Origin of the sequence: Pseudalkalibacillus sp. R45, assembly GCF_052246725.1 — a bacterium.
Classification (GTDB): domain Bacteria; phylum Bacillota; class Bacilli; order Bacillales; family Fictibacillaceae; genus Pseudalkalibacillus.
Map to the genome: position 1 here is coordinate 23045 of NZ_JBQQCL010000002.1, position 20861 is coordinate 43905.

Here is a 20861-nt window from a genome sequence, read left to right on the forward strand (position 1 = left end):
GGATTCTTAGATGATAGTGATCGCGTTTATCGTCGCCTTCTTTTTCGCCATGAATATGGGAGCAAGTGGGGCTGCTGCCTCCATGGGTGTTTCTTACGGGTCAGGTGCGATCAATAGGAAAATCATTGCATTGGCCATATGTGGAACAGGTGTTTTTCTAGGAGCGGTCATTGGTGGAGGTGAGGTCGTAAAAACGATCGGTTCAGGAATTGTACCTTCTGAGCTCATCACGATTCAAACGGCCGTCATCATTCTTGGGGCAGCAACCATATCACTGGCGATTGCAAATCTTATCGGGATTCCGTTATCGACAAGTGAAGTAACTGTTGGATCAGTTGTCGGAGTAGGCTTGGCTTACCAATCTCTGTATGTGGAATCCCTAATGACCGTGGTGATGTTCTGGATCCTGATTCCAATCATCGCTTTCCTGTTTGCGTTGGTAATGGGGAAGTTGATCCAAATCATTCAAGAAAGATATGGTGCTTTCCTTGAGGGGAGATGGAAGAAGTGTTTAACCGTATTGTTGATCATCATGGGTTTTCTTGAAGCCTTTTCAGCAGGGATGAACAATGTTGCCAATGCGATCGGTCCCCTGGTCGGAGCTGGATTGCTCTCAATCTCACATGGAACATTGCTCGGAGGTGCATTCATCGCATTAGGGGCCATCTTCTTTGGAGGGAAGGTGTTGGAGACCAATGGAAAACGTATTACCAAATTCTCACTTTTAGAAGGAAGTGCGATATCAGGCACAGGTGCCGGATTGGTCATCATAGCATCCATTTTCGGCATTCCCGTCCCGCTAACCCAAATCACAACTTCTGCCATCATCGGGATCGGAACGGGACAGAATGGATTTTCGTTCCTGCAAAAGAACATCATTTTGCAAATGGTCAAAGTTTGGGTCGTCTCCCCAGTCTTTTCACTTGTGATTGCCTACGGGATGGTCAAGGTCCTATTAGATAGTGATTTCTACACAATCAGTGTGATCGGAAGTGTTTTCATCGCAACAGTCGGTTCACTGAGTCTGATCAAAACGATCAAAGCAGAAAAACGTACCATACATGAACAAGGAGGAGGAATTTAGTATGAGCACAAGCATTCCACATGGAGGGAAATTGATCAATCGAATCGATATCGCCTTTGATTATGGAACTTTGAAAAAAGAGATCGAATTAGATGCAACCGCTTTGAGTGACCTTGAGTTGATCGCAATCGGGGCGTATAGTCCACTCGAAGGTTTTCTTGGAGAAAAAGACTATGAAAGTGTCGTCAATAATTTGAGACTTGAAAACGGTCTGCCTTGGAGTATTCCGATTACACTACCTGTCAGTGAGGAGAAAGCAGCAGAATTACAAGTCGGAGAGCGGGTCAAGCTCGTGAAAGATGGAACTGTATATGGGGTGATCGAAGTCAGTGAAAAGTACGTTCCCGATAAGCTACGGGAGGCTGTACACGTATACAAGACGGCAGAAACTGCTCATCCTGGTGTGAAAAAACTACTTGAGCGGCCTAATGTATACATAGGTGGCCCGATCCATCTCGTCAAACGCCCAGTCAAAGATCGATTCTCCAATTATTATCTTGACCCGAAACAAACGCGGGAACAGTTTGAAAACCTAGGATGGGAAACTGTTGTCGGTTTCCAAACAAGGAATCCTGTGCATCGTGCACATGAATATATTCAAAAATCCGCTCTCGAAACGGTAGATGGTCTGTTCCTGAATCCGCTTGTCGGAGAAACAAAAGCGGACGATATTCCAGCGGATGTGAGATTGGAAAGTTACGAGGTCCTACTTGAAAATTACTATCCAAGTGATCGAGTGTTTTTAGCAGTATTCCCTGCAGCTATGCGGTATGCCGGTCCGAGAGAAGCAATTTTCCATGCATTGGTCCGCAAGAACTTCGGCTGTACACATTTCATTGTCGGTAGGGACCATGCGGGCGTCGGTGACTATTACGGCACCTATGATGCCCAAAAGATATTCAGTCATTTCACAAAATCAGAATTAGGAATTGAAACATTGTTTTTTGAGCACAGCTTTTACTGTGAAAAATGCGAAAACATGGCTTCGACGAAAACTTGCCCGCACGACAAAGAACATCATGTCGTGTTGTCGGGAACGAAGGTGAGGGAGCTGCTCCGAAATGGATCAACCCCGCCGAGTACATTCAGCCGTCCAGAAGTAGCTGAAGTCTTGATCAAAGGATTACAACGAGAACCGATAACAACATGATCAACAGAAGGAGTGAGATATATGGCAATTCAAGACATTACATGGCATGAAGCGGCTGTATCGAAACATGATCGCCGGCATTTAAATAAACAAACAAGCAGTATTATCTGGTTTACAGGATTATCAGGATCAGGCAAGTCGACGCTCGCAAACGCGGTCGACTGGAAACTTCATGAACAAGGATTAAGAAGTTACGTATTGGACGGAGATAACATCCGTCACGGCTTGAACAAAGGACTCGGTTTTTCAGTAGAAGACAGGCAGGAGAATATCCGTCGGATCGGTGAAGTAGCGAAACTGTTTGTCGATAGTGGGCAATTTGCCATCACAGCTTTCATATCACCTTTTCAGGCTGATCGAGATCGAGTTCGAGAAATGGTCGAATCTGATGAATTCATAGAAGTCTATGTGAAATGTCCATTAGACGAATGCGAAACACGCGATCCAAAAGGACTATATGAGAAGGCAAGAAAAGGGGAGATACCGGAGTTCACAGGTGTAAGCTCCCCATATGAGGAACCAGAAGCTCCTGAACTGGTCATTGAAACAAACCGATTTTCCGTGGAAGAATGTGCTGATCAGGTAATCGGCTATTTAAAAGAAAAGAACTTATTTTAAAGAGGAGGATGCTCGAATGGCATACGAAAAGTTCTGGGCAGACAATGAAAAGCTGAATAAGACAGAGTTGAAGAAGCTTGAGAAAGACGGTCTAGAAATCTTTAAAGATATTCCGTATTACGCTGAAAATGGTTTTGAATCGATCCCGAAGGAAGAGTGGGATTCATTCAAATGGGCTGGCCTGTACTTACAACGGCCTAAACAAGACGGCTATTTCATGATGCGGATCAATGTTCCGTCTGGGGTCTTGAATTATGAACAAGCAGAAACGCTGGCATCGATCTGTAAGGATTACGGTCGAGGGGTATTCGATGTAACGACTCGGCAGGCAATTCAGTTCCACTGGCTGCAAATCGAGAATATCCCGGATATTTTTAACCGACTGGCAAAGGCAGGGTTATCATCTGCAGGTGCTTGCGGTGATATCACACGTAATATTGTCGGCAATCCGCTTGCCGGTATCGATCCGAATGAGTTGTTCGATACAGAACCGATTGTGAGAGAAATTTATGAGTATTTTCAGCACAACAAGGACTTTTCAAACCTTCCGCGGAAATATAAGGTTTCGATCAGTACGAATGTCCACAATGCCTCGAATGCTGAAATCAATTGCTTGTCCTTTACCCCGGCTGTGAAAGAAATCGATGGGGAAGAGATTAAAGGTTTCCATGTAAAAGTCGGCGGTGGTCTGGCAGCAAGACCATATCTCGCAGAAACATTGGATGTCTTTATACGACCTGAAAACGTGAAAGAGACTGCAATTGCGATTACGACGATCTTCAGAGACTTCGGGTACAGGGAAAAACGTCACCGTGCTCGACTGAAGTTCCTAGTAGCTGACTGGGGACCTGAAGAATTCAAGGAAAAATTAGTAGAGTTAACGGGTCCTTTGCCTTCAAAAGGTGAGGATGTCCAGAAGGATTGGAATGCCGGCTACTTCTACGGTGTGCATAAACAAAAACAAGACGGGCTGAATTATATTGGTTTCAACGTACCGGTGGGAAGGTTAGACGCAGATGAAGTTTTAGAGATTGCGGCTATTTCTAAACAATACGGCAATGGGGAGATCCGAACTTGCAACTCTCAAAATATCATCATACCGAATATTCCGGACGAGAAAGTCGATGCGCTTTTACAAGAAAAGATATTTGAAAGGATCACGATCGAGCCGAAGCGTTTCATCGCGTATTCTGTATCATGCACAGGTATTGAATTTTGCAACCTGGCATTAGTGGAAACAAAAGAGCGGATGCGGAGGATTGCGGAATATTTGGATGAACAGATCAGGGTAGATGTCCCTGTGAGGCTTCATATGGTCGGTTGTCCGAATTCATGCGGGCAACGGCAAATTGCTGACATCGGATTACAAGGCATCAAAATGAAATCAAAGGAAAAAGGCGGTTTGATCGAAGCGTTTGAAATCTATGTCGGCGGCACTTTAAACCACGGCGGAAAGTTTAATGAAAAGCTGAAAGGTAAGATTGACGGCGAACACCTTCCCGCGGTTCTAGAAGAATTCCTTACCTATTTTAAAAAGGAAAAACTGCCAGGTGAATCATTCTATGAATTTGTTGGACGACTTGGTATCGAGCCGCTTCAAGAAGAATTGGACAGGATTCTAGGAAATGTGACAGCGAATGTTTCATGATAGGAGTGATATAGAGTGGATTTATACCGGTTTGAAGTGACGACGAAGACGGATGTGATTCCGGTCATCATTGCCGCGGAGAATGACGAGGCGGCATTCCGGCTTGTAGAAGTCGAACTTGAAAAGTATTTTTTGAGATTACCAGAAGTGGATGATATTTCACTATATGAGAAGAAGAAAATCCGAAAGGGAAACGGGTTTGTCCTGCATGAGCAAGAAACGATTTTGAGCGGCAGTTGACCACGTGAAGGAGAGGATGAAATGGGTAAAGTCTATCTAGTAGGTGCCGGGCCGGGTGATCCAGGATTGATCACGGTTAAAGGCATGAAGTGCATAGAAGAAGCAGATGTCATTCTTTATGATCGGCTTATCAATAAAGAGTTGCTGAATTATGCAAAAGAGGATGCGGAACTGATTTATTGCGGAAAACTGCCAGATTATCATTTGATGAAACAGGAAACAATCAATCATTTTCTCGTAAAGAATGGTCTGAAAGGGAAAACCGTCACGAGATTGAAAGGCGGTGATCCGTTTGTATACGGCAGAGGTGGTGAAGAAGCGGAAGCGTTGGCGAAGCACGGATTGGAGTTCGAGATCGTCCCTGGAATCACTTCAGGGATTGCCGCTCCTGCTTATGCTGGCATACCGGTTACACACCGTGAACATAGTTCAACGTTCGCTTTTGTGACTGGCCACCGCCGTAAGGATAAAGAAGAGGATGATCTGCGCTGGGAAAGCCTTGCAAAAGGGATTGATACACTCGCGATCTATATGGGAGTCAAAAACCTGCCTTATATTTGTGCACAACTTACAAAACACGGACGTCCCAGCGAGACGCCTGTCGCCTTAGTGCACTGGGGAACCATTGGAGAACAGCAGACCGTAACTGGAACATTGGACACGATCGTCGATGTCGTCGAACGAAATGAAATTAAAAACCCGAGTATGATCATCGTCGGGGAGGTCGTCCGTCTCCGCGATAAGCTCAATTGGTTCGAACGCTTGATTGAACCAGAAAGTGAATTGCAGAAGAAAGTCGCTTTTTAAGGTGGAGGAAAGAGATGCAAGCAATCTTATACGTCGGTCATGGGAGTAGAGTTGAAGAAGCAAGGAACCAGGCTGCTCAATTCATGAAACAGAGTATGGAACACCAGTCCACTCCGATTCAGGAGATCAGCTTTCTCGAATTGGCACACCCTACGATCGAAGAAGGTTTCAAGCGTTGTGTTGAGCGCGGTGCAACCAGCATTGCAATTGTACCGATTTTGTTGCTTACAGCTGGGCATGCGAAAAAGGACATCCCTATGGAACTTGAACGGTTGCAAAGCCGGTGGCCAACTATCTCAATCACTTATGGCCGTCCGTTCGGAGTACATGAGAAAATCATTGATATTTTAATCAGACGGATCTATGATAAGGCAAAACCGATTGACGATGCAATGGTCCTTTTAGTTGGAAGGGGCAGCAGTGATCCGGACGTGAAAAGGGATTTACGAGAGATTGCAGATCGATTATTTGAAAAGCATCGGTTCAAAAGAGTTGAAACATCCTTTTTAGCTGCAGCTGAGCCAAGCTTTGAAGAAGGACTTGAACAAACAATGCGATATGGTCATAAACAAGTGTTGGTCGTTCCCTATCTCTTGTTTACAGGAATTTTGATGAAAAGCATGGAAAAGACGATCCGAAAACTGACAACAGAAAATCAGGATTTTATTTTATGCGACTACCTCGGTTATCACCCGAACCTTCAGGAAGTAGTTTCCGAACGGGTCCAGGAATTGATTGGTGTTGGCGTATGAGCCATTACCCGATCATGCTGGATCTCAAAGGTAAAGACGCCGTCGTCATTGGAGGCGGAAAGGTAGCAAATCGTAAAATCAGGTCACTCGTGGAAGCCGGGGCGAAGGTAACGGTTGTAAGTCCTGATGTGAATGATAATGTAAAAAAGCTGGTGCAGCGAGAGCAGATAAACTGGATAAAAAAACAAGCGGAAGCTGAAGACTATCAGGACGCGTTTGTTGTAATCGCTGCAACAAATGATCCTGATGTGAACCAGCGTATTGCTGCACAAACTCGAAAAAATCAACTAGTCAATGTGGTCGATGACCCAGGCACTGGAAACTTCCATGTTCCTGCAAAACTATCAAGAGGCAGACTGACCATCGCCGTCTCGACAGGCGGTGCTAGTCCAATAATAGCAAAAAGAATAAGAGATGAACTAGCACAGACCTATGATGCAACATATGAGGAATACATGGATCATCTATTCGACTGCCGTCAAAAAATCAAGCGGATGACGTTAAATGAACCAGAAAAACAAAAACTGCTAGAAGAATGCACGAGTTCCTGGGAAAAGAAAAGTTGAAGGGGTGAGTACCATTGAGTGGAGAGAAACGTACATTAAGACAACGCCTGGAAGACGGACCTGTGATTTGTGGAGAAGGCTACTTATTCGAACTAGAACGACGTGGTTACCTTCAGGCAGGTTCATTTGTTCCTGAGGTTGCTTTAGAAAATACACAGGCATTGGAGCAGTCATATCGTGATTTCATGAACGCTGGATCTGATGTCATCGTCGCTTTCACATATAATGCTCACCGTGAAAAAATGCGGATCATCGGGAAAGAGGATCTGGTTGAAAACTTAAGCAGGCAAGCCATCCGTTCCGCAAAAAAAGTTGCGGAAGAGCACCCTGAGGAAACTGCACTGGTAGCAGGGAACATATCGAATACGAATGTTTTCGATCCCGAGGATGATTCGTCCAAGGATGAGGTCAGGGCGATGTTTGCTGAAATGGTGGATTGGTGTGTCGATGAAGGTGTAGATTTCATCTTAGGTGAAACGTTCTACTATCATGAGGAAGCGTTGATCGCACTTGAAGAAATAAAAAAAGGCGGGCTTGATGCCGTGATTTCGTTAGGATTGATGGGTGAAGGTGTCCTTCGGGATGATTTCACAGTGGAAGAATCCTGCAAAATTCTTGAGCAAAATGGTGCGCTGGTTGTAGAAATGAACTGCTTCAGAGGACCTGATACGATGCAGCCACACATTGAAAAGATTCGTGAAAACACAGAAGGTTATCTTGCAGCACTTCCGCTCCCGTACAGGACGACTGAAGAGCACCCTACCTTTTTCAACTTGCCTGATGGTGGATGCAGTTGCTCGCTACCAACAGAAACAACTTTTCCAACATCCTTGGACCCGCTTTATCACAATCGTTATGAATTGGCGGAATGGGCAAAGAAAGCTCATAATGAAACAGATATTCAGTTCATCGGGTTATGTTGCGGAGCCTCTCCGGCAATGATCCGAGCAGTTACTGAAGCAGTCGGGCGTTTGGCTCCGAATTCAAAATACTCACCGAATATGGAGAAACACTTCTTGTTTGGTCAAGACGAAACATTGAAACAACATAATGTAGCGTACAGGACGAAAGCATAAGGTATTATGGAGGACCGATCCAAATTATTGGACAGTCCTCTTTTTTATACTTAATACTTTCTTCAGTATAAGCGCAACTAAGGCTCAGACTGCGCTAAGGCTAAGCTTTGCCACGTTTTCTTTAAGCGAAATATAAACCAACTTAAAGGAAAAATATGTTAAACTTTAAAAAGGTAAATTGTTTTCTTTGTTGATTAATAGAGGCAAGTTTGCGGACTGATTGGTTTTGGGAGGTGACCATGAAAAAAAGCATATTTCTTGTTGTTATTGGCTTGGTCTTTATTATTTTTATTAACCTTGTTAAAGATGTGGCTATACAAATTAGGCAGGAAAGTGAACCCGAGGTTAAGCACTCGATTCCAGACAAACCTGTTACGAATATACCTGAATTAGATAAATTGCCAGTAAAAGAAGATTGGGAAGTTCGGGAGGAATACAAAAAAGATGGTAAGGTTCTCTTAAATGTACATCCAGCCCAATCCCTAGTAGCAGGAAAACCATTTGGGTATTTGTTTTCTTTCACTGAATCATTTGAGACTTTTAAAAGAAAAAAGTTAGCGATTCATGCTTACCACAAAGAGACAGATGAAAAGCTGACAGTAGTCTCTCCTAAAACGGTTGACAAACCATCTCCAGGATATTCAAGTTTAGAACGTTTTACAGCCAATTTTGAAATGCCCAAGGGTGGCATATGGCGATATGAAGTAGTTTTAGATGGTGAATTCTACGCTGATGTTGTCTTATCGGTTAAAGATAGATAAAGTGATGCTCAGCAATGAAAATTAGATAAGCGGCTACACTAGTCGAAGAATATGGGGGATGACATGGGCAATATTGATAGAAGAAGTCGTCTAGATGAAGAACCTTTCAGTTATCGGGTCACTAAAAATAATACTGTTTTTATAGAGTATTATGGAAAACAAGTGAAAACCTTAAAAGGGAAAGATGGAGAGAAGTTTTTAAAGAAAATGAACGCTGCTGAAAATGAAAAGGAAGAACAATTAATAATGGCGAAGGTAACCGGTAATTTTAAGAGGGGCAATGAACGCTGATAGGCTCTTTCTTTTCATCCATTAATATATTATTCTTACGTTTTCCAACAAAGGTAAGGAAGTGTAGTTTGAAAGATATAATTGTTGAGGTAGGTGGGATATTGAAAAAATCGATAAGTGTTATGGTTGTAATAGTAGTTGTGTTCCTACTCTTACACTCAACACCAACTTTGACACAAGTGTTTTTAATGGGCTACCCAAAGGCTGCGATTACATCAGGAATTATTGAAGATGATTTTCATAATGAAATAGATATAAATAGGTTTGACCAGTTGAATGCGAAAGCTTATACCTTGACTACCCCTCCGATTGAAAAAGCTACCCAGAGTGAATTGCGAAACTATTTGGTTAAAAAGATTGGTTTTCTCCATTTTGCAGAATTTTATGGTGAAGGGTAATGTTTGGTTTTACCAGATAACATTTTTTAATGTAGAGAATTATTATTAAAAATCCGGTTTCATATAGTAAAGACATTGCTTCAATAAGGAGGAATTAGATGTATCTGACAATATTTGATGAAGTTGTTCGTATTCTTCATAATGACTATTCTGGATGCGTTGATAAAGAGGGATGGGACAACCCATCCTTTTTTCGGGATCAGATTAAGAAATTGAACGTTGAAGAAAATAGTGATATAACGTTTGTGCAAATTGTACAAGACTACTTGCTTGATTTTAAAGACTTACATATGAGTTTCAAATATACTGGGGAAAATAAAAATACCCATTATGATGTCGGATTTACGGTCAGAAGATACAATGATTTGCTTTATATAGTAGCCACTGGAAAGGAGAATAGAGTAAAACCTGGGGACGCTATTACAGCATTAGATGGGATTGCAATCACTGATTTGGTTGGGATCCATAAAAGACGATTGATGGAAAAAGAAGCTGAAAGAGAGAACTGGAATGATATACTTTCAATGTACAACAGTGCTTCTATAACGGATGAAGCTGGGAACAGATTCGATATTGATCTTGGAAAGTATGAAAAAGAACCATTCCAACCTGAGTATTCACTAGAAGAGATAACGGAGGATACATTATTATTAAAACTCACAGACTTTATGAATCATGATGCACTATTAAAATTAATCAGTGATAACGAGTTCCTTTTAGCAAATCGCAAAAACCTCATTATCGATGTGCGGGTAAACAAAGGTGGAAGTGATCTAGCCTACTTTGAATTGCTTCCTTATCTATTTGATGGAGAAGTCATTGATTTAAAAAGCTTTGATGATGGTGTAATGTTGACGAATTGTACAAACCGTAATGTTGAACTAAGAACGAAATTCCTTAAGAATGCTTTCTCGACTCTTGAAGATGCGGCGACACGAAATCAAATCAATATGATGATCAATACATTAGAAGAGAATAAGGGTAAAGGGTTTGTTGAATTGGATTTCAGTGATATGGAAGAAAGTTTATTATTGAAAACAAAACCTGGTCCTGAAAATATTATTTTATTAACAGATGTGTATTGTGGAAGTTCAGGCGATTCATTTGTAGAGATCTGTAAAAACTCAACAAAAGTTATTTTAATGGGGCGGCCGACATTAGGCTTGAATGACTATTCCAACCTTGCTGTGATGGGATGGGATAATAAATTCGAGCTTTGGTATCCAACCACTAAATTATCAAAAGTCGATGAAGGCAAAGGGATGAGTGGGGTTGGTATTCAGCCTAACATTTATATTCCTTGGAGTCCTGATCATATAAAGCAAGATATTGATTTACAAAAAGCATTTGAGCACCTTCAATATTTGAGAGAGTATTCATGTTAGTCAATAGAGAGAGTGAAAGAAATGGTGAAAGAAGTTCCGATAATAGAAACAAATAGATTGATATTAAGACAAGTAACATCAGATGATGCTGAAGATATGTTCAATTATCTATCTGATGGAGAAGTTGTGAAACATATGGGGTTACCACTTTCTCAGACTATTGCAGACGTAATGGATGAAATCAAGTGGTATACCTCTATTCTTGAAGAAGGCACCGGTATCAGGTGGGGGATTACCCTTAAAGATGTCGGGAAGGTCATCGGAAGCTGCGGATTTCTTAATATGGTTTCCAAACACCATCGTGCTGAAGTTGGATTCGAATTAAGCAAAGAATATTGGGGAAGAGGGATTGCTGGTGAAGCCTTGCGTGCTGTGGTGAAATATGGGTATGATCACTTTCGATTGGAAAGAATTGAGGCTTTGATCGAACCTGACAATCTCCCCTCACAAAAATTGGTGGAGAAACATGGTTTTATTAGAGAAGGCTTGCTTCGGCATTACGAATATACATGTGGAAAATTTGATGATTTATACATGTATTCATGCTTAAAAAATGACTTCAATTAATGCGTTATTCTGAAAAGAAGGGTTGTCCCTTTAATTGAGACAACCCTTTATCTTGTGTTTTATTATTCTCTTTGCAGTGGGAGTGTACAGCATCGAAATGAGCCTCCTGATTTAATGATTTCAGAAAAATCGACCGGAATGATTTTGAACCCTTTAGATTCCATCAAATGATTCAACCTTTCATTCTGTGTGAGGCTGATGATTTTTCTATTCCCTATGGAAAGTACGTTCGGTCCCATGTGAAACTGCTCTTCCTTCGTTACAGGTATGATCTCAAACCTTGATTTGATTTTTCTTAAATCCTTCGGTGCAAAAGCTTCAGGGTAAACAAGTGCTGTATGATCACTAATGATGTTGAACACACAATCAAGGTGAAGAATATCACTCCTGAGCTTTAATGGTTCAATACGGAAAGAAGGGAGACGCTTATGAAAATGCTCAATTGCCTCAAGTGAAGTTCGGCCACTTTTTCCCACCCAAATGGTAGAACCATCGATAACAACATCACCGCCCTCAATAGATCCAGGATGCCTATCTTGAAAAGGTATAGAATTCTCTTGAAGCCAGTCTTTCAATATTGTCGTTTCCTCCTTGCGGACTCTTTCCCTCATTGAACCCAGGAATAGCTGATCGTGAATTGTAAATGCGATGTCTCTTGTGAAAACCTGTTCATGTAAACTCGGTTCAGCAGGAAGTAAGGTAACCTCCACTCCATGCTGATTCAGTTCATGTTCGAACGTTTCATGCTGTTGTATAGCGAGTGAGGTGTCAATAATGGTTTCTTTGTAGTGTTTTTGAGTTTCATTGATGGCTTCATTAATTTCCATATAAGATGGCTTTACCATTAGTACCTTCTTGAGCGTTGAATATTCTGTGCTGCAATGAATACTGCTTCCTATTGCTATTCCCTTCATATCCATAACCTCCATCTCGACGATATTGTACATTTCCCTTTGTCCAATATCGCAAAACCCACGGAATGATTCGATTTCCATGTTATTTTATTGTTCGAAATTCATTGCGATTAACTGTCTTTATGATGGAAAGGACATTTTCCTTTCATAGGCTCAATATCATCTCCAATGAACGATTGTTTCCATTCATTATGTTCAGGATCGCCGTAATGGCTGATATCAGGATGTTTTGGAAGGCCGTCCCATTTTTCCACTCGTGCTCTCACTTTTTCACGTGACATGATACCACCTTTTTCTGTTCCTTCGAGTCCCTGGAATATTGCACGAGGTTGAAAGCCTAGAATCAAACTGTTCCCTAAATTCCTCGTTTTCCTTTGTTTATAGGCAGGCGCATTGCCAAAGGTAAAGATTGGCTGACCAGCGAAATGGAAGTCCCACAAAAAATGGTCAGGGTCTTTTGGTGCTTTGTGCGGCCATGGAAAACGATCGTTATGATGCAAATACTGCAAGATATCCCAGAAGTATGAGCGGTAGTATTCGAGTGGCTTTTCTGTACTTTCTGGTTCCACAAAAATGAAAAGCCCATGTCTTTTCGGATCAGGTTCCTCGAATAAGCTTAAGAAACTCTCGACAGCCCCTGGCAAGTGATCCCATTTATTATGTTCGATGAAAGAATAGCGCAGTTCCCCTTTGCGTTGGGCAGTCCTGCCGAAATAACAGGGGAATGTCGGATCGTTAACAATCTGGCTGAACGTATTATATTCTTCTAATAACCATTCAGGGAGATCGGTCCCCTTTTCAATAGCTTCTTTTGTTAGTAGATAACGGCTCTCTGTTTTCAGCATATTCAATCTCCTTTTATAACGAGTACTATGATGTTAAATAAATAGGAATCATGAAGTATCTATTACCTAAGAAAGGTTCATTAAAACATTTTATAATAAAAAGGGATTTATTAACAACTAACATTTAGAAAAACCATTAAAAGATCTGGATTGTCTGGTTGTATGGAGAAAAAGAAGAATCGGTCCACCTCAAGTACGTATTCAACCAACCTAATCCATCCGCATTATATAGTCCGATAATCCGTTGATAAGCCAGCAGATCGTAAACACCAATTCCTTGAAAATCAACTGGATATAACCCACCAAGTGCATTGACAGAACCCTCAACAGGTCTTTTGAGCTTTCCATATTCATAGTATAGTTGGTCTAAATATTCCTTGCCTTTATACTGGATATCTATTATAAATGAACTTCCTGTTTCAATCCCTGTTACTTTCACCTTAAAGCCGTCTAGATAATCAACATTATAATGATACGAGTCATTGAAAACCTCATAATCAAAGAGGATTTTCGGGTTGTTCTGCACAAACGAATAAACGTAATTGTAGGTGATCCCACCGGATCCCCCTGAAAACATATTGATAAAGACATCGTCAATCTTATTCCCGGTAAAATCACCTAAGAAAAGGGATGGCTGATAACCCATGGATGTTTTTAACGGTAATTGATATATTCTTCTGGTCTTGCCATCCTGAATCCATAATGTGATATTCTCTCGAAAAGGACTATCAGGAAAAGGCAGCGTCCCTGTCAGGTAAACGAGATCAGGTATTCCATCACCGTTTACATCGCCAATTTTACGTGCCAATAACTCCATACTCATCACAGTACCCCCATCTAGATCTCAACATGTGAAACCTTAATTCAATTCATTCGTAATTAATGTTAAGTTACGGAAGGAGATAACAAATCGTGTTTTTGATCAAACCGAAATGCTCGAAATGTGAAAAAGATATAAAATCGAATGAAGAAGTGTTTGTAAAATTAAGGTATCCCAAGGTGAGAGGAATGACTGAAATCAAAGCTTATTTACATAATGAAGGTACTTTCATATGCTTTGACTGTATGAATAATCGTTCAAAATCAGAGGAGAATTGACATGGAACAACATCACGTTCAACAGATGAGAAAAAACAATTCATAGCTATTAATATAATCATGTCAGGTACTTTATTCTTGTTCGTCATCATGTTGCAACTATTTGACGTCACTTTATCGTTGCTGTCCTTCATTGTAGGATTGATATTTCTCAGTCAAGTCATTTTAAAGCTATTCAAAGGTAAAACAAGTTCATGGATCCCTATTTTAAAAAAGTTGCGAAATATGAGAGAGAAAAAATGGGGAGAGAATGGGATCGTCAGTATAAATCACAGCTCGTCCTGCAGGAAGTTATGTCTGGGTGGATGTTCTTTCAATCATACTTTATGCGTGATGCAGAAGCTCCCTCTTTTCAAGCAGGTTGGACGTTCATGGTCTGGTATGTTGTCATGCTTTTTCTTTTTGTAAACGCAGGGTTATGGTTCCAACATAGAAAGATTGATCGTCCTGTTACTTCAGAAGCTTTTAGAGGATATACGAAGAAATCGATCATCGTGGGGACCATTATTGGACTGTTGTTGGCATTCGTGGTGATGACAGCGACCATCATGTTTACGATTTAAATTCATCATAAAACCGCTGCTGATTGATCAGTAGCGGTTTTGTTATGAGCATTGTCCCGCGAATATTATTCTGAATCTCGAAAACAATAGGTAATATAAGGAGGTTTTGGTAATGGATAAAGAACATTTCACTGGAGTGCGTAAAAATGAAAATGGCAAGATCCAAATGTTTCAAACAAGCTCAGGCAGAGAATTATCATATGAAGACGCGATCAAAGAAGTCGATGATGAGATGATTGAAGGTGTCAGTGTAGTAAGGGAAGAGGATGGAGAAACGTATATCCGCTCTAATCCTGATAACCGAAGGGACAATAACTTGGACGGTCTGCCTATATTCTAGAGAGCTGGGAGTACCAGCTTTTTCTTTTTGCACTCATTTGCATCATTCAATAATAACTATGAGCAAACTATTTTGTATTGTTCAACTGACGTGGTATCATCACTATGTAAAAAGGAGCTACTTATTAAAAGTAACCTAATAAACTACAGGAGGAAATACAAATGGCAGAAGTATTGTACATCACAGCAAACCCAAAGACTGCAGAAGAATCATTTGGACTAGCAGCAGGTGAGGAATTCATCAATGCTTATCGTGAGGCGAATCCTGATGATGAGGTCATTCGTCTGGATCTTTATGAATATGATCTCCCTTACATTGATACTGATGTTTTCAGCGGATGGGGGAAGCTGCAGCAAGGACATGCTTATGATCAATTAAGCGCTGATGAACAGGATAAAGTGAGACGTATCAACGTGCTAACTGAACAGTTCAAGAATGCAGATAAATATGTGTTCGTCACACCACTGTGGAATTTCAGTGTCCCTCCAAAAATGAAAGCGTATATTGACTGTGTTGCAATCGCAGGGTCTACGTTCAAATATACAGAAGATGGACCTGTAGGGCTGTTGGATGATAAAAAAGCCCTCCATATCCAGGCACGCGGAGGAATCTATTCAGAGGGTCCGGCTGCTGAACTGGAGATGGGCGACCGTTATATCCGCAATGTTATGGGATTCCTGGGAGTAAAAGACATGGAGTCCATCATTATTGAAGGACAGGCAGCAATGCCAGACAAGGCAGAAGAGATCAAATCGAAAGCGATTGAAGAAGCAAAACAATTTGCAACAAAATTCTAATTTCACGAAAAAGGATGACCTTATTGGTCATCCTTTTTCATTCATCATGCGGTTTGTAGGGAACTTGATCCAATGGAATAGACATAGAATAGTCATAGGAAAATGACTCTGAATGCACGGCTCCATTTTGATAATCAAGTACAGAATCATTCAACTTATTATCATTCTTTACATTTTCAAAAACCGGCACCTGATCAAATGGTATGTCTTTACGGTGATTATACATCTAACAACCCCCATTGTTAGTTTATACTAGTTAATTCGACGGAGTACGTTCGTCATCCTTTAGCGTATGGTAATAATTTTTGTTTATTCATTCTAACTTCTGAATCAAGCATATTTCATCTGCCTATCCTTCATTCGTGATAAGATGAATAGAAGAAGACGTTGGGAAGGATGGTCCGGATGCCGCAATTTTTATTCAAGGTTGTGGAGGTAGAAACGTTGGAGAAGGACTCGGGTAATCAACAACTCGTAAATAAAATAGCGAATGTCGACGCTGAAGTGCTGGACAAACAATCGGGAAAAACCATTTATAGAGGGACCTTTGATGTCATGTTCAACAAAGATGGTGTCTATCCTTCTGTAAAATCAATCAATGCAATTGATGTTCCTAAGTACATAAAAACAGAGCTGCTCTTTCAATCAAAACGCTATATAAAGCGTTTGAGAAAATGGCTGTGAACTGATAGATTCTAGACAAAGATCTGCCGGTGTGAGAACGGTTAGGTCTTTTTTACCGTTTTTTCGGAATTATAGAGGAAAATCACGACGAACGTTAAACTCTTACGGATGACTTTTCTTGATTTGAAAATTCGAAATCTTGACAACCTTATGATATTAAAATACTCTAACGTCATACGTTTTATAGATTCTGAGGAGGTAATTAAATGATTAATGTTGCCCTGCTGAGCAGATGGCACGTCCATGCAGATGATTATGCAAAACTTGCGCATGAAAATGAAAACGTTTCAATCAAACTTGTTTGGGATGAAAATCCGGAGCGAGGTAAGAGATGGGCTGAGGAGCTTGGGGTCCCATTCACGAGCCAGCTCGAGTCGGTGCTGGCTGATCCAGAAATCGATGCGGTGATTGTAGATACACCAACCAATCGCCATAAAGAAATCATTCTGTCAGCGGCACGACATGGAAAGCACATTTTTACAGAGAAAGTGCTCGCATTCACTGTGAAAGACTGTGAGGAAATATATGAAACGGTGAAGGAAAACAATGTACAGCTTATGGTTTCTTTACCACGCCTTACAGAAAATTATTATCTCTATGCACAAGATGTCGTTGATCAAGGCCTTTTAGGAAAACTGACCACAATCCGATGCAGATTGGCTCATAACGGTGCAGTCCCACTCGAAGGGAAATCAACTGGGTGGCTGCCGGAGCACTTTTTCAATAAGGAGGAATGTGGGGGAGGTGCACTGATTGACCTTGGTGCCCATCCGATCTATTTGACAAACCGTCTTGCAGGAAAAGCAGATTCGGTTTCCGCCCGCCTTCAACAAACGGAGGGCCATGACGTCGATGATAATGCAGTCGCCTTGATTGAATATGATTCTGGTGCGCTAGGCGTCCTCGAAACCGGATTTTTATCCACCGGCAGTCCGTTTCAATTAGAGCTTTATGGAACAGAAGGAACCCTATTAATTGAAGATCAACAAATCCGTATGAAAAGCAGTAAACTGAATGGAGAATGGGTCATACCAGAATCTCTCCCAGAACCCCATCATTCTCCTTTTGATCAATGGGTACGTTCAATCGCAAATAACGAACCGACTACGATTTCCGAATCGGATGTCCTCGGTCTGACATTGATCAATGAAGCATCGAAAATTTCCGATGAAGAGGGACGCAGGGTCGCAATAAAAGAAATCATGAATGAAACAGAACAAATCAAGTAGGAGGAGAAGGTTATGGCTGAAAAATTGAAGGTAGGAATCATTGGTGCGGGTGGGATTGCTAAGGAAGTACATATTCCTAGCTATTTGAAATGTGGAGAAAAAGTCGAGTTGGTTGCCGTTTGTGATGTCGTCAAGGAAAAAGCGAAGGAGTTGGCAGCTGAGGTCAATGCACCGTATGCTTTTTCTACATATGACGAAATGTTCGAAAACGTGGAGATCGATGCTGTAAGTATATGTACACCGAATAAATTCCATCATCCTGCAACAATTGCTGCGCTGAAGGCGGGTTGCCACGTTTTATGTGAGAAACCACCGGCAATGACTGTAGATGAGGCAGTTGATATGGCTGAAACGGCAGAGAAAGAAGGAAAGATTTTAACCTTCGGCTTCCATTTCAGGCATGCTCCAGAAGTCGAAGCATTGAAACGTTTCATCGATAATGATGACTTAGGGGATATTTACGCAGCTAGAGTAACAGCGATGCGGCGTCGAGGTATTCCTGGTTGGGGCGTCTTCACGAACAAGGAACTCCAGGGTGGCGGGCCTCTGATTGATATCGGTGTTCACATGCTGGATACCGCTCTTTATCTAATGGGCTACCCAGAACCGGATACTGTTTTCGGCGTCACTTATCAGAAACTCGGAAAGCGAAAAGGTGTCGGAATGATGGGGGATTGGGATTGGGAGAACTTCACTATAGAGGATATGGCCCGAGGCATGATTACCTTTAAGAATGGAGCTTCGATCCTTTTGGATTCAGCATTTGCAGCGAATGTGGAAAAGCATGATGAAATGAATGTTTCGTTAATGGGTGATCAAGGCGGTGCTGATGTTTTCCCACTCAAGATCTACCAGGAGAAACATGATGTACTCATTGACACCACTCCATCCTTTTTACCTCGGAAAGGGTATCACGAGTTGGAAATTGAACGATTCGTCGAGTCATGTCTGTCAGGACTTCCACCGATCAGCACGCCTAAAGAAGGCGTTTATCTACAACAGATCATCAATGGATTATACGAGTCTGCGGAAAAAGGTGAAGCAGTCAAGTTAAAGCGAACCATATCAGTTTGATAGACAAGTTATAGGGAGGTATCCATGAGTAAAATCGGTTTACAGTTGTATTCGATTCATGAGAAAATAGCAAAAGATTTTCTTGGGACCATACAGAGAGTTGCCGAGATCGGCTATGAAGGTGTTCAATTTGCAGGTTTTTTCGAAACGTCAGCGCGTGATGTCAAGATGGTATTGGATGAAAATGGTCTTGTAAGTGCTGGTGCTCACATCGCTTTGGATCAACTACAGGATGATGAACTAAAAAGGACGCTCGACTATCAGCAAGTGCTTGGTAACAAGTTGATCATTTGTCCTGGGATCCCTGCGGAAAAACGTCAATCAGCGGATGATTATAAAGCTATCGCTGAGACGTTCAATCAGATTGGTGAGATATGTAAGAAAGAAGGCTTTACCTTTGGTTATCATAACCACGATTTCGAGTTTAATAGCTTCGGAGAGCGAACAGGGTTTGACATGTTATTTGAAAATACGGATCCTTCATTCGTAAAAATGGAGCTTGATTGTTATTGGGCTGCTTTTGCGAACCATGATCCATACAATATCATCGACAAACACCGAAATCGAATCGTTTCACTTCACATTAAAGACATGAAAATGGTCAATGGAGATAAAAAAGGGACAGAAGTCGGTTATGGACAGTTGAATTTTAACGCTATCGTTAGAGCGGCTGAAGAGTATGGCATTAATTGGCTTACAGTTGAGCAAGAGGAATTTGAGAGGGACCCATACGAAAGTCTGGCTATCAATCTTAAAAACCTTCAATCGATCAAATCAACTGTTCCAGAAGGAGGGAGCTCATGAAACAGATCAAAGCTGGAATCATAGGGACAGGTTTTTCAGCAATGTCTCATTTGGAAGCGTTGAAAAGACTGCCAAACGTTGAGGTAGTCGCAATCGCTTCAAGCGAACTCTCTAAAGCAGAAAAAGTAGCCAATCAATACCATATCGATCAGGCGTATGATGATGTGGATCATTTGATCAATGACCCAGAGGTGCAAGTCATTCACAATTGCTCTTCGAATTTCTTACACTTTCCTTTTAATAGAGATATCCTGCTGGCTGGAAAACATCTGCTTTCTGAAAAGCCGCTTGCGATGAGCAGTGAAGAATCGAAGGAATTAAAGGAACTCGCGAATAAACATAATCTTATAGCAGGCGTATGTTTCAACTACCGCCACTTTCCGATGGTCAAACAGATGAAGGATGATCTCTCTTCAGGTCAGCAAGGAAGAGTGCATCTTGTTTACGGCGGATATGTACAGGACTGGTGTTTATATGAAACAGATTACAGCTGGCGTATGGATGCTGAGAAGAACGGACCGTCACGGGCAATAGCCGATATCGGTTCACATTGGTGTGACACTGTCCAATATATCCTCGGTAAGAAAATCGTAGAAGTATTCGCTGATTTAAAGACAGTTCATTCCACCCGTCAAAGACCGAAAGCGGAAGTACAGACGTTTGGCAAAAGTAATTCCGTCGATACAGAGGAAGTCCAGATCGACACGGAGGATTACGGAAGTGTCCTTGTCCATTTTGAAGATGGCATCCACGGGGTTTTCACCGTTTCCCAGGTCAGTCCTGGACGTAAAAATAAATTCTATTTTGATATCGCGACAGCTCATGCAACTTATTCCTGGGATCAGGAACAGCCGAACCGGCTATGGATCGGTCAGCGGAACGAGCCGAACAAGGAACTGGTGAAAGATCCAGCTCTCCTTTCTCCAGAAGCGGCAAGCCTAGCCCACTATCCAGGTGGACATCAGGAGGGGTGGCCGGATGGATTGAAGAACTTGATGCTGGATTTTTATGAAGCAATCAATCAAAAGGAAGACAATGTTGATTTGGAAAATGAAACATCCTTCGCTTCCCTTGCTGAAGGTCATCGGATCATGCAGTTGATCGAGGCGATCCTTGAAAGCCATGAGACAAAAAGATGGGTCCAAATTTCTGAAGAGTAGAGGTGTAGAA

Annotated in this window: 26 protein-coding genes; 22 read left to right on the forward strand and 4 right to left on the reverse strand. The window is 41.6% G+C overall.

The genetic code is table 11. The features are described from left to right. Window positions 1–10 precede the first annotated feature (10 nt). From ACTWQL_RS05850 to ACTWQL_RS05915, 14 genes are all read left to right on the forward strand, one after another. Window positions 11–1084 (forward strand): inorganic phosphate transporter, encoded by a 1074-nt coding sequence (locus ACTWQL_RS05850; protein ID WP_443141516.1) that lies wholly within the window; start codon window positions 11–13, stop codon window positions 1082–1084. Between the two features lies 1 nt (window position 1085). Beyond that, a complete protein-coding gene (sat, locus tag ACTWQL_RS05855; protein WP_443141517.1) occupies window positions 1086–2234 on the forward strand; it encodes a sulfate adenylyltransferase in 1149 nt (382 codons plus the stop codon). Window positions 2235–2255: 21 nt separating this feature from the next. Then, window positions 2256–2852, forward strand: coding sequence for an adenylyl-sulfate kinase (gene cysC, locus ACTWQL_RS05860; protein WP_443141518.1), 597 nt, complete (start codon window positions 2256–2258; stop codon window positions 2850–2852). A 16-nt stretch (window positions 2853–2868) separates the two neighbouring features. Beyond that, entirely contained in the window at window positions 2869–4500 is a 1632-nt protein-coding gene (locus ACTWQL_RS05865; RefSeq protein WP_443141519.1) for a nitrite/sulfite reductase, read from the forward strand. Window positions 4501–4515: 15 nt separating this feature from the next. Further along, window positions 4516–4740, forward strand: a complete 225-nt coding sequence (locus tag ACTWQL_RS05870) for a DUF3906 family protein (protein WP_443141520.1) — start codon at window positions 4516–4518, stop codon at window positions 4738–4740. A gap of 21 nt (window positions 4741–4761) precedes the next feature. Then, window positions 4762–5547, forward strand: coding sequence for a uroporphyrinogen-III C-methyltransferase (cobA, locus tag ACTWQL_RS05875; RefSeq protein ID WP_443141521.1), 786 nt, complete (start codon window positions 4762–4764; stop codon window positions 5545–5547). 14 nt (window positions 5548–5561) lie between these two features. Then, entirely contained in the window at window positions 5562–6299 is a 738-nt protein-coding gene (locus ACTWQL_RS05880; protein WP_443141522.1) for a sirohydrochlorin chelatase, read from the forward strand. Next, complete coding sequence (locus ACTWQL_RS05885) at window positions 6296–6865, forward strand: NAD(P)-binding protein (RefSeq protein WP_443141523.1); 570 nt, start codon at window positions 6296–6298, stop codon at window positions 6863–6865. Before ACTWQL_RS05880 ends, ACTWQL_RS05885 begins: the two co-directional genes overlap by 4 nt. A 14-nt stretch (window positions 6866–6879) precedes the next feature. Next, a complete protein-coding gene (locus tag ACTWQL_RS05890; RefSeq protein WP_443141524.1) occupies window positions 6880–7941 on the forward strand; it encodes a homocysteine S-methyltransferase family protein in 1062 nt (353 codons plus the stop codon). 239 nt (window positions 7942–8180) lie between these two features. Continuing rightward, window positions 8181–8702, forward strand: coding sequence for a hypothetical protein (locus ACTWQL_RS05895; protein WP_443141525.1), 522 nt, complete (start codon window positions 8181–8183; stop codon window positions 8700–8702). Window positions 8703–8765: 63 nt separating this feature from the next. Further along, window positions 8766–8993 carry a hypothetical protein gene (locus ACTWQL_RS05900; RefSeq protein ID WP_443141526.1) on the forward strand — a complete coding sequence of 76 codons (228 nt, stop codon included), beginning with the start codon at window positions 8766–8768 and terminating at the stop codon, window positions 8991–8993. Window positions 8994–9061: 68 nt separating this feature from the next. Beyond that, entirely contained in the window at window positions 9062–9391 is a 330-nt protein-coding gene (locus ACTWQL_RS05905; protein WP_443141527.1) for a hypothetical protein, read from the forward strand. 98 nt (window positions 9392–9489) lie between these two features. After that, window positions 9490–10776: a S41 family peptidase gene (locus ACTWQL_RS05910; protein WP_443141528.1), complete on the forward strand. Its 1287-nt coding sequence runs from the start codon at window positions 9490–9492 to the stop codon at window positions 10774–10776. A 24-nt stretch (window positions 10777–10800) separates the two neighbouring features. After that, window positions 10801–11343, forward strand: coding sequence for a GNAT family N-acetyltransferase (locus tag ACTWQL_RS05915; RefSeq protein ID WP_443141848.1), 543 nt, complete (start codon window positions 10801–10803; stop codon window positions 11341–11343). Between the two features lie 62 nt (window positions 11344–11405). Here the strand turns inward: ACTWQL_RS05915 and ACTWQL_RS05920 are convergent, their stop codons facing one another. From ACTWQL_RS05920 to ACTWQL_RS05930, 3 genes are all read right to left on the reverse strand, one after another. Further along, entirely contained in the window at window positions 11406–12257 is an 852-nt protein-coding gene (locus ACTWQL_RS05920) for a dimethylarginine dimethylaminohydrolase family protein (protein ID WP_443141529.1), read from the reverse strand. 110 nt (window positions 12258–12367) lie between these two features. After that, complete coding sequence (locus ACTWQL_RS05925; RefSeq protein WP_443141530.1) at window positions 12368–13102, reverse strand: YqcI/YcgG family protein; 735 nt, start codon at window positions 13100–13102, stop codon at window positions 12368–12370. A gap of 136 nt (window positions 13103–13238) precedes the next feature. Then, complete coding sequence (locus ACTWQL_RS05930; protein ID WP_443141531.1) at window positions 13239–13925, reverse strand: FG-GAP-like repeat-containing protein; 687 nt, start codon at window positions 13923–13925, stop codon at window positions 13239–13241. Window positions 13926–14439: 514 nt separating this feature from the next. On the opposite strand from ACTWQL_RS05930, the gene ACTWQL_RS05935 reads away from it, so the two are divergent. The 3 genes from ACTWQL_RS05935 (at window position 14440) to ACTWQL_RS05945 (ending at window position 15900) form a co-directional block, all read left to right on the forward strand. Next, window positions 14440–14763, forward strand: coding sequence for a hypothetical protein (locus ACTWQL_RS05935; protein WP_443141532.1), 324 nt, complete (start codon window positions 14440–14442; stop codon window positions 14761–14763). A 112-nt stretch (window positions 14764–14875) separates the two neighbouring features. Further along, window positions 14876–15103: a DUF3892 domain-containing protein gene (locus ACTWQL_RS05940; RefSeq protein WP_443141533.1), complete on the forward strand. Its 228-nt coding sequence runs from the start codon at window positions 14876–14878 to the stop codon at window positions 15101–15103. Window positions 15104–15264: 161 nt separating this feature from the next. Then, on the forward strand, window positions 15265–15900 hold the full coding sequence (locus tag ACTWQL_RS05945; protein ID WP_443141534.1) for an FMN-dependent NADH-azoreductase: 636 nt from the start codon (window positions 15265–15267) through the stop codon (window positions 15898–15900). 37 nt (window positions 15901–15937) lie between these two features. Here ACTWQL_RS05945 and ACTWQL_RS05950 read toward each other — a convergent pair whose 3' ends face one another. Further along, a complete protein-coding gene (locus tag ACTWQL_RS05950) occupies window positions 15938–16126 on the reverse strand; it encodes a hypothetical protein (RefSeq protein WP_443141535.1) in 189 nt (62 codons plus the stop codon). A gap of 179 nt (window positions 16127–16305) precedes the next feature. Here ACTWQL_RS05950 and ACTWQL_RS05955 point away from each other — a divergent pair, with 179 nt between their 5' ends. The 5 genes from ACTWQL_RS05955 (at window position 16306) to ACTWQL_RS05975 (ending at window position 20851) form a co-directional block, all read left to right on the forward strand. Next, on the forward strand, window positions 16306–16584 hold the full coding sequence (locus tag ACTWQL_RS05955; RefSeq protein ID WP_443141536.1) for a hypothetical protein: 279 nt from the start codon (window positions 16306–16308) through the stop codon (window positions 16582–16584). A 206-nt stretch (window positions 16585–16790) separates the two neighbouring features. Further along, window positions 16791–17813, forward strand: a complete 1023-nt coding sequence (locus ACTWQL_RS05960; protein WP_443141537.1) for a Gfo/Idh/MocA family protein — start codon at window positions 16791–16793, stop codon at window positions 17811–17813. Between the two features lie 12 nt (window positions 17814–17825). Continuing rightward, a complete protein-coding gene (locus ACTWQL_RS05965) occupies window positions 17826–18887 on the forward strand; it encodes a Gfo/Idh/MocA family protein (RefSeq protein WP_443141538.1) in 1062 nt (353 codons plus the stop codon). A gap of 24 nt (window positions 18888–18911) precedes the next feature. Beyond that, entirely contained in the window at window positions 18912–19691 is a 780-nt protein-coding gene (locus ACTWQL_RS05970) for a sugar phosphate isomerase/epimerase family protein (RefSeq protein WP_443141539.1), read from the forward strand. Next, window positions 19688–20851: a Gfo/Idh/MocA family protein gene (locus ACTWQL_RS05975; protein WP_443141540.1), complete on the forward strand. Its 1164-nt coding sequence runs from the start codon at window positions 19688–19690 to the stop codon at window positions 20849–20851. Before ACTWQL_RS05970 ends, ACTWQL_RS05975 begins: the two co-directional genes overlap by 4 nt. Window positions 20852–20861 lie beyond the last annotated feature (10 nt).

Excerpts from the sequence above, each read along its gene's own strand:
- ACTWQL_RS05960 (WP_443141537.1), top strand. The coding sequence starts at position 16,791 with ATGATTAATGTTGCCCTGCTGAGCAGATGGCACGTCCATGCAGATGAT.
- ACTWQL_RS05850 (WP_443141516.1), top strand. The coding sequence starts at position 11 with ATGATAGTGATCGCGTTTATCGTCGCCTTCTTTTTCGCCATGAATATG.
- ACTWQL_RS05950 (WP_443141535.1), bottom strand. The coding sequence starts at position 16,126 with ATGTATAATCACCGTAAAGACATACCATTTGATCAGGTGCCGGTTTTT.
- ACTWQL_RS05975 (WP_443141540.1), top strand. The coding sequence starts at position 19,688 with ATGAAACAGATCAAAGCTGGAATCATAGGGACAGGTTTTTCAGCAATG.
- ACTWQL_RS05940 (WP_443141533.1), top strand. The coding sequence starts at position 14,876 with ATGGATAAAGAACATTTCACTGGAGTGCGTAAAAATGAAAATGGCAAG.
- cysC (WP_443141518.1), top strand. The coding sequence starts at position 2,256 with ATGGCAATTCAAGACATTACATGGCATGAAGCGGCTGTATCGAAACAT.
- ACTWQL_RS05895 (WP_443141525.1), top strand. The coding sequence starts at position 8,181 with ATGAAAAAAAGCATATTTCTTGTTGTTATTGGCTTGGTCTTTATTATT.
- ACTWQL_RS05935 (WP_443141532.1), top strand. The coding sequence starts at position 14,440 with ATGGGGAGAGAATGGGATCGTCAGTATAAATCACAGCTCGTCCTGCAG.
- ACTWQL_RS05920 (WP_443141529.1), bottom strand. The coding sequence starts at position 12,257 with ATGAAGGGAATAGCAATAGGAAGCAGTATTCATTGCAGCACAGAATAT.
- ACTWQL_RS05910 (WP_443141528.1), top strand. The coding sequence starts at position 9,490 with ATGTATCTGACAATATTTGATGAAGTTGTTCGTATTCTTCATAATGAC.
- sat (WP_443141517.1), top strand. The coding sequence starts at position 1,086 with ATGAGCACAAGCATTCCACATGGAGGGAAATTGATCAATCGAATCGAT.
- ACTWQL_RS05930 (WP_443141531.1), bottom strand. The coding sequence starts at position 13,925 with ATGAGTATGGAGTTATTGGCACGTAAAATTGGCGATGTAAACGGTGAT.
- ACTWQL_RS05955 (WP_443141536.1), top strand. The coding sequence starts at position 16,306 with ATGCCGCAATTTTTATTCAAGGTTGTGGAGGTAGAAACGTTGGAGAAG.
- ACTWQL_RS05965 (WP_443141538.1), top strand. The coding sequence starts at position 17,826 with ATGGCTGAAAAATTGAAGGTAGGAATCATTGGTGCGGGTGGGATTGCT.
- ACTWQL_RS05865 (WP_443141519.1), top strand. The coding sequence starts at position 2,869 with ATGGCATACGAAAAGTTCTGGGCAGACAATGAAAAGCTGAATAAGACA.
- ACTWQL_RS05900 (WP_443141526.1), top strand. The coding sequence starts at position 8,766 with ATGGGCAATATTGATAGAAGAAGTCGTCTAGATGAAGAACCTTTCAGT.
- ACTWQL_RS05970 (WP_443141539.1), top strand. The coding sequence starts at position 18,912 with ATGAGTAAAATCGGTTTACAGTTGTATTCGATTCATGAGAAAATAGCA.
- ACTWQL_RS05880 (WP_443141522.1), top strand. The coding sequence starts at position 5,562 with ATGCAAGCAATCTTATACGTCGGTCATGGGAGTAGAGTTGAAGAAGCA.
- ACTWQL_RS05925 (WP_443141530.1), bottom strand. The coding sequence starts at position 13,102 with ATGCTGAAAACAGAGAGCCGTTATCTACTAACAAAAGAAGCTATTGAA.
- ACTWQL_RS05945 (WP_443141534.1), top strand. The coding sequence starts at position 15,265 with ATGGCAGAAGTATTGTACATCACAGCAAACCCAAAGACTGCAGAAGAA.
- ACTWQL_RS05885 (WP_443141523.1), top strand. The coding sequence starts at position 6,296 with ATGAGCCATTACCCGATCATGCTGGATCTCAAAGGTAAAGACGCCGTC.
- cobA (WP_443141521.1), top strand. The coding sequence starts at position 4,762 with ATGGGTAAAGTCTATCTAGTAGGTGCCGGGCCGGGTGATCCAGGATTG.